This window comes from Rhodoferax sp., assembly GCF_028714215.1.
Classification (GTDB): domain Bacteria; phylum Pseudomonadota; class Gammaproteobacteria; order Burkholderiales; family Burkholderiaceae_C; genus Rhodoferax.
Genome location: NZ_JAQTMS010000004.1, coordinates 62709 through 76272 on the forward strand (window position 1 = coordinate 62709; position 13564 = coordinate 76272).

The 13564-nt window shown below is 65.5% G+C and carries 12 protein-coding genes and 1 riboswitch; of the genes, 8 read left to right on the forward strand and 4 right to left on the reverse strand.

What is annotated here, in order from left to right:
• Nucleotides 1-132 precede the first annotated feature (132 nt).
• Nucleotides 133-3531, forward strand: a complete 3399-nt coding sequence (locus PHS32_RS03070; RefSeq protein WP_301077326.1) for a DUF748 domain-containing protein — start codon at nt 133-135, stop codon at nt 3529-3531.
• 23 nt (nt 3532-3554) lie between these two features.
• Here the strand turns inward: PHS32_RS03070 and PHS32_RS03075 are convergent, their stop codons facing one another.
• Entirely contained in the window at nt 3555-4094 is a 540-nt protein-coding gene (locus PHS32_RS03075) for a CBS domain-containing protein (RefSeq protein ID WP_301077327.1), read from the reverse strand.
• Between the two features lie 215 nt (nt 4095-4309).
• Nucleotides 4310-4412: riboswitch (TPP riboswitch) on the forward strand.
• A gap of 56 nt (nt 4413-4468) precedes the next feature.
• Here PHS32_RS03075 and PHS32_RS03080 point away from each other — a divergent pair.
• The 5 genes from PHS32_RS03080 to PHS32_RS03100 all read left to right on the forward strand — a co-directional run bounded on the left by PHS32_RS03080 (nt 4469) and on the right by PHS32_RS03100 (nt 10584).
• Nucleotides 4469-6637 (forward strand): TonB-dependent siderophore receptor, encoded by a 2169-nt coding sequence (locus PHS32_RS03080; RefSeq protein ID WP_301077328.1) that lies wholly within the window; start codon nt 4469-4471, stop codon nt 6635-6637.
• 3 nt (nt 6638-6640) lie between these two features.
• Nucleotides 6641-7258, forward strand: a complete 618-nt coding sequence (gene pnuC / locus PHS32_RS03085) for a nicotinamide riboside transporter PnuC (RefSeq protein ID WP_301077329.1) — start codon at nt 6641-6643, stop codon at nt 7256-7258.
• Nucleotides 7255-7806, forward strand: a complete 552-nt coding sequence (locus PHS32_RS03090; protein WP_301077330.1) for an ATP-binding protein — start codon at nt 7255-7257, stop codon at nt 7804-7806. The genes pnuC and PHS32_RS03090 overlap by 4 nt, the downstream gene beginning before the upstream one ends.
• 107 nt (nt 7807-7913) lie before the next feature.
• Nucleotides 7914-9011, forward strand: a complete 1098-nt coding sequence (locus PHS32_RS03095) for an NADH:flavin oxidoreductase (protein ID WP_301077331.1) — start codon at nt 7914-7916, stop codon at nt 9009-9011.
• Between the two features lie 25 nt (nt 9012-9036).
• Nucleotides 9037-10584 (forward strand): class I adenylate-forming enzyme family protein, encoded by a 1548-nt coding sequence (locus PHS32_RS03100; RefSeq protein ID WP_301077425.1) that lies wholly within the window; start codon nt 9037-9039, stop codon nt 10582-10584.
• Here the strand turns inward: PHS32_RS03100 and ureG are convergent.
• The 3 genes from ureG to ureE all read right to left on the reverse strand — a co-directional run bounded on the left by ureG (nt 10576) and on the right by ureE (nt 12600).
• On the reverse strand, nt 10576-11253 hold the full coding sequence (ureG, locus tag PHS32_RS03105; protein ID WP_301077332.1) for an urease accessory protein UreG: 678 nt from the start codon (nt 11251-11253) through the stop codon (nt 10576-10578). The two genes, PHS32_RS03100 and ureG, sit on opposite strands and share 9 nt — an antisense overlap.
• A complete protein-coding gene (locus PHS32_RS03110) occupies nt 11250-11927 on the reverse strand; it encodes an urease accessory UreF family protein (RefSeq protein ID WP_301077333.1) in 678 nt (225 codons plus the stop codon). The genes ureG and PHS32_RS03110 overlap by 4 nt, the downstream gene beginning before the upstream one ends.
• A gap of 100 nt (nt 11928-12027) precedes the next feature.
• Nucleotides 12028-12600, reverse strand: a complete 573-nt coding sequence (gene ureE, locus PHS32_RS03115; RefSeq protein ID WP_301077335.1) for an urease accessory protein UreE — start codon at nt 12598-12600, stop codon at nt 12028-12030.
• A 157-nt stretch (nt 12601-12757) separates the two neighbouring features.
• Between ureE and PHS32_RS03120 the strand changes: the two genes are divergently transcribed.
• Both PHS32_RS03120 and PHS32_RS03125 read left to right on the forward strand, forming a co-directional pair.
• Nucleotides 12758-12982: an AbrB/MazE/SpoVT family DNA-binding domain-containing protein gene (locus PHS32_RS03120; protein WP_301077336.1), complete on the forward strand. Its 225-nt coding sequence runs from the start codon at nt 12758-12760 to the stop codon at nt 12980-12982.
• Nucleotides 12979-13383, forward strand: a complete 405-nt coding sequence (locus tag PHS32_RS03125; protein WP_301077338.1) for a type II toxin-antitoxin system death-on-curing family toxin — start codon at nt 12979-12981, stop codon at nt 13381-13383. Before PHS32_RS03120 ends, PHS32_RS03125 begins: the two co-directional genes overlap by 4 nt.
• Nucleotides 13384-13564 lie beyond the last annotated feature (181 nt).

Genomic DNA, 13564 nt, shown 5'->3' on the forward strand with positions numbered 1-13564 from the left:
CAAGACGGAATTGCGATGAAACGCGGTATTTCGGGTTTGGGCGGCGGTTCCGGACGGTGTTGCCACGGCGAAGAGGCATACTTGCAGGCGCGGCGCTGATTGGCGCATCTTGGATTGGCACAGGTACAGGCGATGAAGATTCGTTGGAAGTGGTGGGTGACAGGGTTGGTCGGCGTGTTGGGCCTCTACACGCTGGCCGGTTTTGTGTTGCTGCCGCTGCTGGTCAGGCAGCAGTTGCCGGGGCTGGCGCAGACCCAACTGGCGCGCCAGGCCAGCATCGGCCAGCTCAGTTTCAATCCCTATACCCTGCGCCTGCAAGCACGGGACCTGCGCTTGTCCGAGGCCGATGGCGCGCCGCTGTTGGCGCTTGAGCAACTGGCGCTGCAACTGCAGTGGCAGTCGCTGCTGCGGCGGGCCTGGTGTTTTACCGAAATCCGCATCATCGCGCCCAGCGCCAGCCTGACCGTCGCGCCGGACGGCAGCTTCAATCTGGCTCAACTGCTGGCCACGCTGCAGCGTGGTCCCCCAGACTCCGCCACTGACAAGCGTCTGCCGCGCCTGAGCGTCGGGCAACTGCTGCTGGAAGGCGGCAAGCTGGCGCTCAGCGATCGCCGCGCCGGCTACGCGGAAAGCTGGCTGCCGATCAACTTCACCCTGAACAATTTCAGCACCCTGGCGGGCCAGAACAACAGCTACACCTTCAGTGCCACCTCGGCGCGCGGCGCCAGCCTTCGCGCCAGCGGCGAACTGTCGCTGGCTCCGCTGGGCGGCAGCGGCCAGCTGACGCTGGAAAACGCCTCCCTGCCGGAGCTGGCGGTCTATCTCAAGTCGTATACCCGCGCCACGCTGGCCGCCGGCAAACTCGCCGCCACCCTGCCTTACCGCTTCTCCCTGGCCGACGGCAAATTGGAGGCCCGTCTGGCCGGTGCCAAGCTGGCGCTGCGCGACTTGGCGCTGGCGCACGAGGGCAACCGCGATTCCTTCGCCACCTTGACGCGGCTGGAGCTCAGCGGCATAGCCGCCGATCTGGCGCGCCGCGAGGCGACGCTGGGCGAAGTGCGGGCTCAGGGCGGCCGGCTGGCGCTCCGGCGCAATGCCAAGGGCGAACTCGATCTGGCCGGTCTCATGAAGGCGGCGCTGGCGCCGGCCGCGGTGGCGGTCCAGCCGGTGCCGGTCAACAACTGGAAGCTGGCCGTCAAGCAACTGGTTTTCGATCAGCTGGCGGTCAGCGCGCTCGATGAAAGCGTCAGCCCGGCGCTCAGGGTGAATGCGGACAAAGTGCAATTGCGTCTGCAACTGGTGGCCCGGCAGGCCGCCGCCGACTTCCAGTGGAAGATCAGCGACGCCGGCTTTTCACTGGCGGACCTGGTGCTCACCAGCGGCACCCAAGCACCGGTCAAACTGGCCCGGCTGGGCTTTAGCGATGGGGTGGTCGACTCCGCCGCGCGGCAGGCCCGTTTCGGGCGCATCTTTGCCACCGGCGGGCAGTTGCGGCTGACGCGCGATCGGCAAGGGCAGCTGGACCTGTTGCGCCTGTTGCCCAAGTTCGGCGCCGCCGGCGCCAAACCGGCCGGCGCGCCAGCGAAGCCTGTTGTTGCACCCTGGAGCGCCGTCGCCGGCAGCGTGGTATTGAGCCAATTTGGCGCCGACCTGGAAGACCAGGGCAGCGGCGTCAAGGTCCGGCTGCAAGACTTTGGCGCCAAGCTTGAGGGCGTCAGCAGCGATCTGCGGCGACCGGTCAAGTTCAAGGCCGGTCTGAGCCTGCGTGAAGGCGGCCGGTTGTCGGCGCAGGGCAGCCTGCTGCCCGGCAGCGGCGCCGTGCGGGCCGATGTCCGGGTCAAACAACTGGCGCTGCGCCCCTTGCAGCCCCTGCTGGACCATTATCTGAAGCTGAAAATTGCCGGCGGCAGCGTCTCCGCGCAAGGACTCCTGACGACGGGCAGCGGGACGGCCAAGAGCGCGGCCCTGCGCTACGTCGGCGGCCTGGATGTGGCCGGCCTGGTGCTCAACGAGGAAGACGGCGATCTGTTCGCCTCCTGGAACAATGTGGGCGCCCAGCAGCTCACTTTCAGCCTGCAACCCAATCTGCTGGCGATCTCGGAACTGCGCGTGCTGGAGCCCAACGCCAAGCTGATCATCGAGAACGACCGCACGTTCAATGCGGCGCGTCTGCTGGTGCCGGCTGCCCCCGCGGCGGCCGGCGTCGAGGCGCCGGCCCCGGCGGCGGCGTCGGCCGAACCGTTTCCGGTACGCATCCCGCGTCTGCGCTTGCAGAACGGCAAGCTCGACTTCACCGACCTCAGCTTGCGGCCGCAGTTCGCGGCCAAGATCGTTGAGCTGAACGGCGTGGTCACCGGCCTGTCGTCGAACCGCGATTCACGCAGCCAGATCGAACTTGACGGCCGGGTCGATGAGTTCGGTCTGGCGCGCATTCGCGGCGAACTCAACCCGTTCGCGCCACGCAACAGCACCGACCTCAACGTGGTGTTCAAGAACGTCGACATGGTGCCGGCCTCGCCCTACAGCATGAAGTTCGCCGGCTACCGGATCGCCGAAGGCCGGATCTCGCTCGATCTGCAATACAAGGTGCGCAACAGCCAGCTCGAAGGCGCCAACCAGATCGTCATCGACCGGCTGACCCTGGGCGAGCGGGTCGACAGCCCCGATGCGCTCAAGCTACCGCTGGAACTGGCGATTGCGGTCCTGAAGGACAGCGACGGGCGCATCGATCTGGGGCTGCCGGTTTCCGGCGACCTGAGCGATCCGCAGTTCAGCTATGGGGCCGTCGTCTGGAAAGCGATCGGCAATGTGCTGGGCAAGATCGTGACGGCGCCGTTTCGCGCCCTGGGCAGTCTGCTGGGCTTCAGTAGCGACAAACTGGAGGCCATCGATTTCGATCCGGGCAGCGCCACGCTGTTGCCGCCCGAGCGCGAGAAACTCAAGCAGATGGCGCAGATTCTGGCCAAGCGCAGCCAACTGAAACTTTCGGTGCCGGGCCACTACAGCGAGGCGGCCGACGGTGCCGCGCTGAGGACGCGTGCCATGCGGCTGGAAGTTGCCCAACGGGCCGGCATCAAGCTGGAAGCCGGCGAGCAAGTCGGGCCGCTGGCCCTGGGCGAGCGCAGTGTTCGCGTGGCCTTGCGCGACGCGTACGCCCAGCGTTTTGGCACCGCGGCGCTGGACCGGCAGAAGCAGGCGGCGGCCAGCGCGCCGGCGGCGCCGGGCGGCCAGACCGACCTTGCGACTGAGAAATTGCCGCTGTGGCAGCGCGCCAGCAAGCTGCTTCAGGGTGAGCCGCAAGTCGCCGATGCCAGTGCCTTCTACCGCCAATTGCAGGACCAGCTGGCGCAGCAACAGACGCTGCCAGCTGCTGCCCTGACCGATCTGGGCGCGCAACGCGCCAGCGCCATTCTGGCGGCTCTGCAAGAAGACGGCGTAGCCCCGGCCAGTCTGGCTGCCGCCGCGCCCGAAAGCGTGGACGGCGCAGCCGGCAAGGCGGTGGCGCTGAAGCTGGGACTGACGGCCAAATAGGGCGGCCGCCGGATGGGGATCAGCTACAGAATGGCGTGGCCCAGTTGACGCTCGATCTGGGTCAGTGAAATGACGCCGCGAATGCGCGCCGGACCTTGTCCGGTGGCGGCCTGAATCACCAGCAGATGGGTGCGTCCGGTTTTCTTGAAGGTGGCGATGACGCGGCCCACGCTGGCCGATTTCAGTTCGTCGTAGTCCAGGGAGTCCAGTTGCGACAGCTCGGTCATCAAATCGCTGGCGCACAAATCCTGGCGCCGGATGTAGCGCTCGTTGACCAGCCGGGTCGGCTTTTCGCCGATCAAGTCGGCGGCCGTCAGCAGCCCCTCGACGCAGGGGAAATCGCGCACCACAAAGAGCGAGCGAACGCCTTGCTGGATCATCGCCTTCTCGGCCTTGTCGAGCGGCGTTTGCGGCTCGATGGTGGCGGCTTTCACCTGCGCCAGATCGGTCATCACATCCAGGCCCGGCGAGCTCAGGGTGACGGCGCCCTTGGCTTTCGGCTGGGCTTGCGGAATGCAGGTGTTTTCCGGAAAACGGAAGGTTGACAGAGGGGTTTCATTCATGGATCTGACTCCTGAGAAAAATGCTGCAAACAATAAAGTGAATACCCGTGAAGGTGTCAGCGCCAGCTTGGCGCGGGCTGCTGGATTCGAAGGCCCCACTATAGGTGCCATGTCTTAAGGCTGCCTGAAGAAGGGCCATGCCCTCTTGACCAGCGACAAAGTCCGCGGCGGCGCCGGCAGCTACAATGCGCGCTCCGGCAGGCCCCAGGCATGCCGGTAAACGCTAGGGGTGCTGGGTGTCGCAAGACGCCCGGCTGAGATGACACCCTGGAACTTGATCAAGATAATACTTGCGCAGGGAAGCGTCGCTGAATTCAGTCTGGCCGTCAACCCGACTCATTCCGCAACCCCCTGCCGTCGATAAAGGATTTTCGATGGCATTCGATTTAAGACTTACCCCGCTGCTTGCCGCACTTGCCGCAACCACCACTTTCCCCGTACTCGCACAGACCACGCCGCCGCGCCTCGAGCCGATCACGGTGACGGCCAAGGCGGCGCCGACGCTGGACGCCAGCAGCGCGGAGGTCGGCGGCTTCGGCGCGCCGCTGGCCAAGACGCCGCAAAGCGTGACGGTATTCACCGCCGATCTGCTGGCCGACACGGCCGCGCAATCGCTGTCCCAGCTGCTCAAGCTCGATGCCTCCCTGGCTGACAGCTACAACACCACCGGCTATATCGAGAGCCTTTCGATTCGCGGCTTTTTGCTGGACCAGGGCGGCAACTTCAGCCGCAATGGTCTGGCGGCCTCCAACTACGTCCCCATTGCCCTGGAGAACAAGGAGCGGATCGAAATTCTGAAGGGCGTGGCGGGCCTGCAATCGGGCGTCTCGGCGCCCGGCGGCAGGGTCAATTACGTCACCAAGACGCCGCAGAAGGAAGCGTTCACCACCGTCACCGTGGGTCTGGACGGCAACGGCGGCAGCAAGGTTCATCTGGACGCCAACAGCAGCGTGGGCGCCCTCGGCTTGCGCCTCAATCTGGTGGATGAACAACTGCATTCCCACTTCGATCACGCCAACGGCACGCGCCAGTTGCTCAGCCTGGCCCTGGGCTGGGCCTTGAGCGCGGACACCTCGGTCTCGGCCGATCTGGAATACCAGTACAAGAGCCAGCCCTCGGTGCCGGGCTTGGGGCTGCTCGACAGCAATGGCGATGGTGTAGCCGACACGCTGCCGGCGCTCATCAATCCGCGCCTGAACCTGAACAATCAATCCTGGTCGCTGCCGTTTCAGGTCAGCAGCACGACCGCCCAGATCGCCGTCAAGCACCGCCTCAATGCCGACTGGCAGGCCAGCTTCGCGGCCCATCGGCAGAGCAGCAGCATCAACGACCGGATCGCCTTCCCGGACGGCTGCGCTGCAAACAAGGTCTATCCGGGCTTGTGCGGCAATGGCGATGTCGATGTCTACGACTACCGCAGCGAGGGCGAGCAACGTACCTTGTCGAGCTGGGACGCCCACCTGGACGGCAAATTCGACGCGCTGGGCGTCAGCCACGCAACCCGCTTGGGCCTCAGCGGCCGCAGCGCCCACGCCGACCTGGCGCCCATGCAGGCCTACAACTATGTGGGCACCAGCAACATCTATACGCCTATTACGTTGCCGGCCGATCCCTCGCTCACCGTGCTCAACACCAACCGCCGAGAGCGCGCCGTCGAAGCCTATGCCACGCTGAACTCTAACTTGAGCGCCAGCCTGCAATCGTTCGTCGGCGTGCGCAGCTCGCGCCTGAGCCGCGGCAGCGAACTCAGCGACGGCACCGAGGCGGTGTCGTACCAGCAGACGGTGAACACGCCGTGGGCCGGACTGGCCTGGTCGCCCAGCGCCGCCAGCATGCTCTATGCCTCCTGGGGCCAGGGCGTCGAACTGGCAGTGGTGCCGAATCGCCCGGCGCAGTTTTCCAACTACGGCCAGGCGCTGCCGGCGCTCAAGAGCGAGCAGACCGAGATCGGCATGAAATGGCAAGCCAATTCACGCCTGCTGCTGAGCGCCGCCGCGTTCAGCATAGACAAACCCTATGCCGACGATCTGCCGGCCACCGGCGCGGGCGCCTTGCCGGTGCGCGTGGCGGGGGCCAAGACGGCACGCCATCGCGGGCTTGAACTCTCGGCCAGCGGCCGCGTCAGCGAAGCGCTCTCTATCCAGGCCAGCCTGATGGCGCTGGATGCCCGCTACACGCAGGCGGTCGATCCGGCCTTGCTGGACCAGCGCGTCACCAATGTGCCGCGCTTCAAGAGTTCCCTGTTTGCCGACTACAAGGTCGCCGCCGTGCCCGGTCTGGCGCTCAATGCCACGGCCAGCTTCGAGAGCCCCAAAACCGCCACCGCCGATGGCAGCGTCGAACTGCCGGCAGCCTGGCAACTCGATGCCGGGCTGAGCTACCAGCAGCGCATCGCGGGGCGCTCCACCCTGTGGCGCTTGAATGTGGAGAACCTGAGCAACCGCACTTACTGGCGCGAGGCGCCGACCACCGATTGGGGCGGCATCTATCTGTTCCCATCGACGCCGCGCACCCTGCGCCTGAGCGCCACCATCGAGCTCTAACGAATGTTGGCCACCGCCTTCACGCTGCTTGGCACGGCCGTCAGCTGGCTGGAGCTGGTGGCGTTTGTGCTGGCACTGGCCAACATCGCGTGCAATGTTTTCGAGATCCATTGGGGCTGGCCCCTGACCATCGTCGCCAGTGCGCTGTATGCATGGCTGTTTTACGCCAGCAAGCTCTATGGCGAAGCGGGTGTCAACCTGTTCTTCGCCGTCACCGCGCTGTGGGGTTGGTGGCAGTGGCTGCACGGTCACCGGGCTGGCTCCGGCGCGCCCTTGCGCATCGAACGGCTGGACCGGCGTGGCCTCCAGTGGTGCCTGCTTGGCTACGCTTTGCTGTGGCTGCTGTGCGCACTCCTGCTGCGCAGCGTCACCGACTCCGAGGTGCCCTGGGCCGATGGCTTTGTGACAGCCGGCAGCGTCGTCGGCACGGTCCTGCTGGCGCGCAAGTTCATCGACAACTGGCCCCTGTGGCTGCTGGTCAATGCCGCCAGCGTGGCCTTGTTCGCCTACAAGGGACTGCAACTGACGGTGCTGCTTTACGTCATCTTCTTCCTGCTGGCGATCTGGGGTTGGCTGGGCTGGAAAATACGCATGGCCAGTGCCACCGGCCCGACGCCATGAAGACACTGCGGCTGATCTGCATCATGGGTGCCGAAAGCACCGGCAAGACCACGCTGGCGCAGTCCCTGGCGGCGCATTTTGCTTGCCCCTGGGTGCCGGAGTATCTGCGCCACTTCTGCCAGCAGCACGCCAGAACGCCGACCCGTGAAGAGCAGCAGGACGTGCTTGAGATGCAGCACCAGGCCCAACTGGCGGCGCAGGCGCAAGCCGGGCAGATGGCATCGCCGTTCGTCTTCTGCGACACCGCGCCGCTGCTGACCGCCATCTACAGCGACTACATCTTCGGCGATCGCTCGCTCTATGCGCGCGCCCGCGCCCTGCATGCCGGCTATGCCTTGACGCTGCTGCTGGCGCCCGATATCGCCTGGGTCGCCGACGGCCTGCAGCGCGACGGCGAGCAGGTGCGCCAGCCGGTGACGCAGATGATCAGCCGCGAGCTGGGCGCCCTGGCGCTGCCTGTGGCCAGCATCGCCGGGCAGGGCGACGGACGCTTTGCCGCCGCCCTGCAGGCGGTCCAGGCGATCCAGGCCGGCGCGACCTGCCAGTAGTTTGTCGGGTTGCCAGGGGTCGCCAAGGTGATCGCGTTGAGGCTGCGCCCTGGCGGTGCAACCCTACAATCGAAACGCTGACCCTGGTACAACGCAAAGGACGAATGATGTCGCTGGATTCCCTGTATTCCCCCTTTCAATTCAAGTCGCTGAAACTGCCCAACCGGGTCGTGATGGCGCCCATGACACGCTCGTTCTCGCCCCATGGCGTACCCACGGCCGAAGTGGCACAGTACTACCGGCGCCGCGCCGAAGCGGCGGTCGGACTGATCATCTCCGAAGGGACCGTGGTGAATCGCCCAGCCGCTGCCAACGATCCCAATGTGCCGCGCTTCTGGGGCGACGCCTTGCCGGCTTGGCAGCAGGTGATCGACAGCGTGCATGCCGGCGGCGGCGTCATGGCGCCGCAGCTGTGGCACGTCGGGGCGGTTCGCAACCGCCGTACCGATTGGGTCCCGCCGGGACCGGTGGACGGTCCCTCGGGCTTGTCTTCACCCGGCAAACTGTATGGCGAGGCGATGACCGATGCGGCCATTGCCGACACCATCGCCGCTTTTGCGCGCGCCGCCGCGGACGCCAAGGCGCTGGGTTTCGATGCCATCGAATTGCACGGCGCCCACGGCTACCTGATCGACCAGTTCTTCTGGGACGGCACCAATCAGCGCAGCGACCGCTACGGCGGCGCCACGCTGGCGCAACGCGGCCAGTTCGCGGCCGAGATCCTGCGCGCGGTGCGTGCCGCGGTCGGTCCCGACTACCCGGTGATCATCCGCTTGTCGCAGTGGAAGCAGCAGGATTACGCGGTGCGGATGGCCAAAACGCCGCAGGAGATGGAAGCCTGGCTGCGCCCGCTGGCCGATGCCGGGGCCGACATCTTCCATTGCTCGCAAAGGCGTTTCTGGGAGCCCGAATTCGAGGGCTCGGATCTGAACTTTGCCGGCTGGGCCAAGAAGTTGATCGGCAAACCGACCATCACGGTCGGTTCGGTGGGACTGTCGGGTGAGTTCATCGCCGCCTTCGGCGGCGAATCGTCCAAGCCGGCCTCGCTCGATGAGCTGCTGCGCCGGCTCGATCGCGGCGACTTCGATCTGGTGGCGGTGGGCCGCGCCTTGATCAACGACCCGCAGTGGGTGCTCAAGGTGCGCGATGGCCGCAACGCCGAGTTGCTGGACTTCTCGCCCGCTTCTTTGGGCACCTTGTTCTGAATTGCGTGCACGCGGGGGCTCCATGATGCAGGCCGCCGTCCTGCTGCAACAGGACTTCGGGCTGATCAGCGACCTGATCCGCCAGCACGCGGTCGAAGCACCGCGGCGCAGCGCCTTGATCGAAGGCCGGCAGCGGCTTGACTATGCTTCGCTGGACCTGCTGCTGGACCGCATCGCCGCCGCCTTGCAGCGCGACGGCCTCAAGGCGGGCGACGCGATTGCCATTTGCGCCGGCATGTCGATCGAATATGCCGCCGTCTTTCTGGGCGCGCTGCGCGCCGGCGTGGTGGTGGCGCCACTGGCGCCCGGTGCCACGCCCGCCAGCCTGGCCGGCATGCTGGCCGACGCGCAGGCCAGCATCGTGTTCACCGACGCCGACAACGCCAGCGCGCTGGCCTCGCCCGACAACGCTGCCATCCCGCGCGTCGCGCTGGATGGCGCCGCCGTGGGGCGCGCCCTGCATGACTGGCTGGCCCCCATGGGCACGCCCGCGGTGCGCGTGCCGGTAACGCCGCACTCACCCTTCAACATCATCTATTCGTCCGGTACCACCGGCGAGCCCAAAGGTATCGTGCAGTCGCACGGCATGCGCTGGTCGCACGTGCGGCGCGGCCAGGCCTACCACTACGGGCCGCAGACCGTCACCCTGCTGGCTACGCCGCTGTACTCCAACACCACCCTGGTGGTGTTGTTCCCGACCCTGGGCTATGGCGGCACGGTGCTGCTGAGCCCCAAGTTCCAGGCGCTGGAATACCTGCAACTGGCGCAGCGGCAGCGTGTCACCCACACCATGCTGGTACCGGTGCAATACCAGCGCCTGCTGGCGCGCACCGATTTTGCCGACTTTGACCTGTCCAGCTTTCAGGTCAAGTTTTCCACCAGCGCCCCTTTTGCCGCCAGCCTGAAGGCGGACGTGCTCCAGCGTTGGCCCGGCGCCCTGGTGGAGTTTTATGGCATGACCGAAGGCGGCGGGACCTGCATTCTGGAAGCGCAGCGCTACCCCGAGAAGCTGCATACGGTGGGCCGGCCGGCCGAGGGTCACGACATCCGCTTGATTGACGACGCGGGTGTCGAACTGCCGGCCGGCATGGCCGGTGAGGTGGTAGGCCATTCGCCCGGCATGATGATCGGCTACCACCGCCAGCCCGCCAAAACACGTGAAGTGGAGTGGTTCGATGGCAGCGGCAAACGCTTTATCCGCAGCGGTGACATCGGACGCTTCGATGACGACGGTTTTCTGGTGCTGCTGGACCGCAAGAAAGACATGATCATCTCCGGCGGCTTCAACATCTACCCCAGCGATCTGGAGGCGGTGCTGCGCGCGCACCCCGAGGTGGGGGAGGCGGCGGTGGTTGGCGTGCCCTCGGCGCAGTGGGGTGAAACGCCGGTCGCTTTTGTGGTGCTCCGGCCCGGCAGCGGGATCGAGGCCCAGTCACTGCTGCAATGGGTTAATGCGCGGGTCGGCAAGACGCAGCGGCTGGCCAGGCTTGAGTTGCTGGATGCGCTGCCGCGCAACGCCATTGGCAAAGTGCTCAAACGCGAGCTGCGCGAGCGTGGGCCGACACTACCCTGAGACGAGCTTCGAGTCGCCGGCCAGCAGCATGCCCTTGGTCTCGATGAAGGACACCACGTCGGCCAGCCCGGCCCGTGTTTTCAGATTGGTCATGACAAAAGGCTTGAGGCCTTTGGCGCCGGTTCTCATGCGGCGCGTGTCGGCTTCCATCACGGCCAGATCGGCTCCCACGTAAGGCGCCAGATCGGTCTTGTTGATGACCAGCAGATCGCTCTTGGTGATGCCGGGGCCGCCTTTGCGCGGGATCTTCTCGCCGGCCGCGACGTCGATCACGTAAATCGTCAGGTCCGACAGCTCGGGGCTGAAGGTGGCGGCCAGGTTGTCGCCGCCGCTCTCTATGAAGACGATGTCGGCGTCCGGAAAATCGACCAGCATGCGGTCGATCGCCTCCAGGTTGATGGAAGCGTCCTCGCGGATCGCGGTGTGCGGGCAACCGCCGGTCTCGACGCCCATGATGCGCTCGGCCGGCAGCGCGCCGCTGACGGTCAGCAGGCGTTGGTCTTCCTTGGTGTAGATGTCGTTGGTGATGGCCACCAGGTCGTACTTGTCGCGCATGGCCTTGCACAGCATTTCCAGCAAGGTGGTTTTGCCGGAGCCGACCGGGCCGCCGATGCCGACGCGCAGGGGAGGTAGCTTCTTGCTGCGATTCTTGATGTGGTGCAGGGTCATGATCGGAACAGTCTGGAGTATTGAATTTCATGCTGGGCACTGAGGATCGCCAGCATGGGGGAAAAGGCTTGCCGCTCGCCATCCGGCAGCGCCAAGGCGAGGTCAATGGCGGCCGGTATCTGGGCCGTGAGCGCCGACAAGATGCGTTGCCCGGCGCTCTGGCCCAGCGGCACCGACTTGATGGCCGCCTGCACCATGTTCTCGGCCCAGCCGAAGGCGTAGCTCAGCAGGCAATCGCGCACATTGGCTTGCGTGCTGCTGGCGGCCAGCGCGAAGGCCAGTGGGTAGGTCGGGCCCAGCTCGGCCAGCCTTTCGATTTGTTCGGCCCGCGCCGTGGTGTGGTTGCGCAGCCATTCCAGTAGCGAGCGGCCCATCTGCTCGGTCTGCGCGCGCAGCTCGCTGCTCTCGCGGGTCTGCAACACCCAGGCATTGAGCTGGCCAATGCGCTCATGGTCAGCGCGCTGCCAGGCCGGTACCGCTTGCGCAATCACCGCCAGGTCGGCGCGGGCCAGTTGCAGGTGCAGTTGGTCCAGCAGCCACTGGGCAGCTTCCGCTTCCGTGCTGACGCGCGCCGTATCGACCGCCGCTTCCAGGCCCTCCGAGTAGGAAAAGCCGCCGATCGGCAGCGCCGGCGAAGCCAGCCACATCAGCTGCATCAAACTGGAATCGCGCATGTTGCCCCCACGCTCACTCACTGCGTGTAGTTCGCTGCCCCCCGCGGGGGCGCGAGCTTGCTTGGGGCGGCCCGGCGCGGCGCTCATGTCTCTGCGTGCCTCAGTGGCTGTGCCCGTGACCGTGCTCGTGCTTGCAGCCCGGCCCGTGCACATGGGGTGCCGCGGTGGTGATCGGAATATTGATCGGCTTGGGCGCGGCATGCGCATGGTCGTGGCCTCTGCTGGAGTAGGCGCCAGCCTCCGGCTCGAAGGCAGCGCTTTCCTCACGCAGCGTCAAATGCATGGCGCGCAGCATGTCGGCCAGCACATGGTCGGGTTCGATTTTCAGATGGTCGGGCTTGAGTTCAATCGGTACGTGGCGATTGCCCAGGTGGTAGGCGGCGCGCGTCAGGTCGAAGGCGCTGCCGTGCTCGGCGCAGGCGCTGATCCGCAGCACCGGTTGCGCCGCGGCCTGCACCTTGATCAGTGAGCCGTCCTCGGCCACCAACACGTCGCCGCCGCGCACCACCGTGCCGCGCGGCAGGAAGACGCCCAGTTGCCGGCCGCCTGAGTCGGTGGCGTCGAAACGGCTCTTCTGGCGCACGTCCCAGTCCAGTTCGACCGTGGTGGCACGTCTGATCAGAGCGGCTGCCAGACCCTGGCCTTGGGCAACGAGTTTGGATACTTGAAGCATGAGAATGATTCGCGGGTTGAGAGAATGAAAAAGTCGGGCCAGCACAAGGCTGACCGCCAGTGTCGCGTGGGCTTGAAGGTGCTAAGCATGCTGGATCAGCTTGATGGCGTCGGGGTTTTCAGTTAGTATAACAATTGTTATAACTTGAAGAGCCGTCATGTCAGCCCTCAAACTCACGCAAATTGGTAATTCTGTAGGTCTCATTTTGCCCAAGGAGTTGCTCGCTCGCTTGAAGGTGACCAAGGGCGACACGGTATTTTGGACCGAAGCGGCCAATGGCGTGAACCTGAGCGCCTACGACCCTGAATTTGAGGCTCAAATGACGGAGGCGCGGCGCATCATGAAAAAGCGCCGTGCAGTCTTGCATGAGTTGGCCAAATGAGCACCGCGCCCAAGCCATGGAGATGGCTTGAAGCGGCATTGGTCCATGCGGTTCACGAGGAGCAATTGGCCGAACACGGTGGTGGTGCCGGTGTGCGTGATGCCAACCTGCTGGCATCGGCCTTGGCCCGACCAGAGCAACTGGCGCACTACGGCAAGCCCGACGCTGCTGAACTGGCTGCCAGTTACGGTTTCGGCATTTCACGCAACCATCCCTTCGTCGACGGGAACAAGCGCACGGCGTTTGTGGCGCTTGAATTATTCCTGGCGCTCAACAGCTTTGAGCTGGTGACGTCGGATGCTGATTGCGTTGTCAACATGCTGGACCTGGCCGCCGGCAAGTTGCCGGAAGCTGACCTCGCGAACTGGATTCGAAAAAATCTCCAACCCTACAAGGCATGAGCGCAGGGACCGCTTGGGCAGACCGGCCAGACGAACGGCAAAATACCAGTGCGGGCCTGACTGCTCGGCAAATCGTCCTCTGTTCCGCAACGGGCTGAGGCGCTTTTCACGGGGTAGGGGGGGTGTCGTGGGTTCCACCCGCTGCGGCGGTGTTTGCGGTCTTCACATACGTCTACATCAC

Bases quoted from the DNA above. Each gene is read 5' to 3' on its own strand.
- PHS32_RS03090 (WP_301077330.1), top strand. From the start codon at position 7,255: ATGAAGACACTGCGGCTGATCTGCATCATGGGTGCCGAAAGCACCGGC.
- ureE (WP_301077335.1), bottom strand. From the start codon at position 12,600: ATGCTTCAAGTATCCAAACTCGTTGCCCAAGGCCAGGGTCTGGCAGCC.
- PHS32_RS03100 (WP_301077425.1), top strand. From the start codon at position 9,037: ATGCAGGCCGCCGTCCTGCTGCAACAGGACTTCGGGCTGATCAGCGAC.
- PHS32_RS03110 (WP_301077333.1), bottom strand. From the start codon at position 11,927: ATGCGCGATTCCAGTTTGATGCAGCTGATGTGGCTGGCTTCGCCGGCG.
- PHS32_RS03120 (WP_301077336.1), top strand. From the start codon at position 12,758: ATGTCAGCCCTCAAACTCACGCAAATTGGTAATTCTGTAGGTCTCATT.
- PHS32_RS03125 (WP_301077338.1), top strand. From the start codon at position 12,979: ATGAGCACCGCGCCCAAGCCATGGAGATGGCTTGAAGCGGCATTGGTC.
- ureG (WP_301077332.1), bottom strand. From the start codon at position 11,253: ATGACCCTGCACCACATCAAGAATCGCAGCAAGAAGCTACCTCCCCTG.
- pnuC (WP_301077329.1), top strand. From the start codon at position 6,641: ATGTTGGCCACCGCCTTCACGCTGCTTGGCACGGCCGTCAGCTGGCTG.
- PHS32_RS03075 (WP_301077327.1), bottom strand. From the start codon at position 4,094: ATGAATGAAACCCCTCTGTCAACCTTCCGTTTTCCGGAAAACACCTGC.
- PHS32_RS03080 (WP_301077328.1), top strand. From the start codon at position 4,469: ATGGCATTCGATTTAAGACTTACCCCGCTGCTTGCCGCACTTGCCGCA.
- PHS32_RS03095 (WP_301077331.1), top strand. From the start codon at position 7,914: ATGTCGCTGGATTCCCTGTATTCCCCCTTTCAATTCAAGTCGCTGAAA.
- PHS32_RS03070 (WP_301077326.1), top strand. From the start codon at position 133: ATGAAGATTCGTTGGAAGTGGTGGGTGACAGGGTTGGTCGGCGTGTTG.